Source organism: Protofrankia sp. Cr1, from assembly GCF_963555865.1.
In the GTDB taxonomy this organism is placed as follows: Bacteria; Actinomycetota; Actinomycetes; order Frankiales; family Frankiaceae; genus Protofrankia.
Window position 1 is genome coordinate 1,484 of the sequence record NZ_CAUVXO010000440.1, and the last position, 3,313, is coordinate 4,796.

Below are 3,313 nucleotides of genomic sequence, written 5' to 3' on the forward strand. Positions count from 1 at the left end.
CCCGTGGCATTCACAGCACCGGGCGTCATCGGCCCGGATGGCGTCAGCGGGCGTGCCGGCTGGTAGTACTGGCGTAGCGCCGGAATCGAGACGAGCTCGCGCTCGGGGTAGCGCAGGGCGGTCAACCGGCCGCCGAACACGGCCCCGGTATCCAGGCAGATGGTGTTGTTCACCCATTCCAGGGTCACCGTCGGGGTGTGCCCGTAGACGACCATTGCCTTGCCGCGGTAGTCGTTCGCCCAGGGATAGCGCACCGGCAACCCGTACTCGTCGGTCTCGCCGGTGGTGTCGCCGTACATCGCAAACGAACGCACCCGGCCGGAGGCGCGACCGTGGTATTCCGCCTTCAACCCGGCGTGCGCGACGACGAGATTACCGCCGTCGAGCACATAATGGGAGATCAACCCGTCGAGAAAACGCGCAAGCCCGTCAATCGGGTCCTGCTCCAGCTGAGCGATGGTCTCGGCCAGGCCGTGGCTGACAGTCACCTTGCGGCCCGCCAGGTACTTGAGCAGCTTCGCCTCGTGATTACCGGCGACGCACAGCGCCACACCTCTGCTGATCATGTCCATGACCAGCCGCAGCACCCCCGGTGAGTCCGGGCCCCGGTCGACCAGGTCGCCCACGAACAGCGCCGTGCGCCCGTCTGGATGCACCGGGCTCGGGCCATCCGAGGTAAAAACCCAGCCCAGCCTGATCAGGAGCGCTTCGAGCTCATCCCGGCAGCCGTGCACGTCACCGATGACGTCGAACGGGCCGGTCAGCTCGCTGCGGTCGTTGAACAGCTTCTCGTAGCGGATTTCCACGTCCTCGGTGTCGTCGAGAATGTGGATTTTCCGGAAGCCCTCCCGCCGCAACTGACCCAAGGATCTTCTCAGGTCCCGATGCTGGCGCTTGAGCACATCCCGGCCGAAATCCCGGTCCGGACGGGCCCGGGTGCGTTCCCAGCACACCGATTCCGGGATGTCGAGGACAATCGCCACCGGCAGCACATCGTGTTCCCGGGCGACCGTGATTAACCCGGCCCGGGCATGCGCCTGCACATTGGTGGCGTCCACGACGCTGAGACGTCCGGCACGCAGCCGCTTGGCGGCAACATAGTGCAGCACGTCGAACGCGTCGCCGGATGCGGACTGGTCGTTTTCGTCGTCGGCGACCATCGCCCGGAACGTGTCACTGGACAGTATCTGCGAGGCGCCGAAATGGCGCCGGGCGAACGTCGACTTACCCGACCCGGAGATGCCGACCAGCACGACCAGCGCCAGCTCGGGAATGTCGATAACGGTCACTTCGCCACGTCCTTGGTGAACAGGGCCAGCTGGGTCGGCGTTCCCAGCTCCGGGTCGTCGTCGCCCACGCCGCGCAGGGATACCGTGTAGCCGAATCGAGCGGCGACCGAGGACGCCCACGCGGCGAACTGGGCCCGGGTCCACTCGAAGCGATGATCGCTGTGCCGGTGGGTGTCCGCAGCCAGCGTCTCATAGCGGACGTTGTACTCCGCGTTCGGCGTCGTCACGATCACAGTGGCCGGGTTGGCGTGCCCGAACACCACCTGGCATAACGCGGGCAGGCGTGGCTCGTCCACGTGCTCGATGACCTCCATGAGTACCGCCGCGTCAAAGCCCCGCAGCCGCTCGTCCACATAGGTCAGTGCGGACTGGATCAGTCTGATCCGCTGCCGCGCCCGATCGGGCAACCCGTCCAGCCGCAGCCGGCGCTCCGCCAACGCCAACGCCCGAATCGACACGTCCGCACCGACGATCTCGGTGTAACGCGGGTCTTTCACCAGGTCGCCGAGCAGGGCGCCTGCGCCGCAGCCCAGATCCAGCACCCGTGCCGCGCCCGTCTGCGCGAGCACCGTCAGCACCGCTTCGCGGCGCTGGGCGTTCAGCGGCACGCGCTGGACCTCCGCCGGCAGCTCCGCATCCTCGTCGGTGGTGTCAGCCTCGCCCTCCGCGGCGCGCTCCGCCACAGAGTCCGCAACGGAGTCGGACAGCAGCTCGGACAGGCGGGACTCGGCCTGACCGGCCAGGACGCGGCTGTGCGCCAGAAACCGACTGGTGATCAGCCCGCGCTCGGGATGTCCGGCCAGCCAGCCGTCGCCTTTGTCCAGGAGCGTGTCGATCTCATCAGGGGCCACCCAGTAATGCTTGGCGTCATCAAGCACCGGCAGCAGCACATAGAGATGGTTCAACGCATCCGCCAGGCGCAGCGTCCCGGACAGCGTCAGATCGACGTACCGGCTCTCACCCCACTGCGGGAACGCCGGATCCAACGGCACCGGCGTGCCGATCACATCCCAACCCAACGGCGTGAACAGCGCCGCAGCCAGCGCCACGCCACCCTCGCAGCGCAGCGCCGGCACACCGACCTCCAGCGGGATCGCCGTCGCGGCCAGCTCCGGGCGATCCTTGGACTCACCCCGCGCGGCAGTGCGGAACACCCGGTTCAGCGCCGCTGACAACAGACTGCTCGCCGCGTACGGACGATCATTGACATACCGGTTCAACTGCTGGGCTCCGCGGCCGCGTTCCAGCCGTTGGGAATCGACCTCCAGGACCAGCGCCGCCGTACACCGCTGCGGCGACGCCACCGGGAACACGACCGTCGCCGTCCCGTACGGCAGATCGAACCGGTGCACGCGATCTGGATGCTTCACCAGGAGAAAGCCGAGATCGGTTGCCGGCTGGTGGGTGGTCGTCAACGTCAGCAGCACCCCTGTGATCCTGCCAGCTGATCAGGAGCCGGCGGCCACCAGGATGCCGTCGGTGGCGAAGCCCGCCATGAGGCCGAACAGGAGGCCGTAGGCGAGCAGGTCGGGACGGCGGTTCTTCGCCGCCACGGTGATCAGTTGGATGACGACGTAGAGGATCGACCCGGCCGCCAGGGTCAGAAAGGCCACGCTGACCGGCTTGCTGGTGAAGCTGTGCCCGACAGCGGTGCCGATGAAGGTCGGGGCACCACCGATGAAGCCCATGGCCAACAGAAACCCCCACCCGGGCCGGATGGGGGTGCCGTCGCTGTCGGTGTCACCGGCCAGCGGCGCGACGATCCCGAAACCTTCGGTGGCGTTGTGCAGGCCGAAACCGATGACCAGCAGCGTTGCCAGCGCGACCTCCCCGGCGGCGGCGGACTGGCCGATGGCCAGACCCTCGGCGAAGTTGTGCAGACCGATCCCGACCGCGATCAACAGTGCCAACCGTCGCGCGGGCGACCAGGCTGCCAGGTCGATCCGCCGGTGGGCGGGCAGCTCCCCCGCGGCCATCGTGCCCGGGCCGATACCGCTTCCCTGGCCTGCAACGCCTCCGTGACC

At 67.9% G+C, this 3,313-nt stretch carries 3 protein-coding genes; all 3 read right to left on the reverse strand.

All coding sequences use genetic code 11. The features are described 5' to 3' along the window. Nucleotides 1–1,289: AAA family ATPase (locus U9980_RS23195; RefSeq protein WP_322769879.1), on the reverse strand; the 1,289-nt coding region annotated here is incomplete at its 3' end. Further along, nucleotides 1,286–2,716: a 3' terminal RNA ribose 2'-O-methyltransferase Hen1 gene (locus U9980_RS23200; RefSeq protein WP_322769880.1), complete on the reverse strand. Its 1,431-nt coding sequence runs from the start codon at nucleotides 2,714–2,716 to the stop codon at nucleotides 1,286–1,288. The genes U9980_RS23195 and U9980_RS23200, both read right to left, overlap by 4 nt. Before the next feature lie 21 nt (nucleotides 2,717–2,737). After that, nucleotides 2,738–3,313: ZIP family metal transporter (locus U9980_RS23205; protein WP_322769881.1), on the reverse strand; the 576-nt coding region annotated here is incomplete at its 5' end.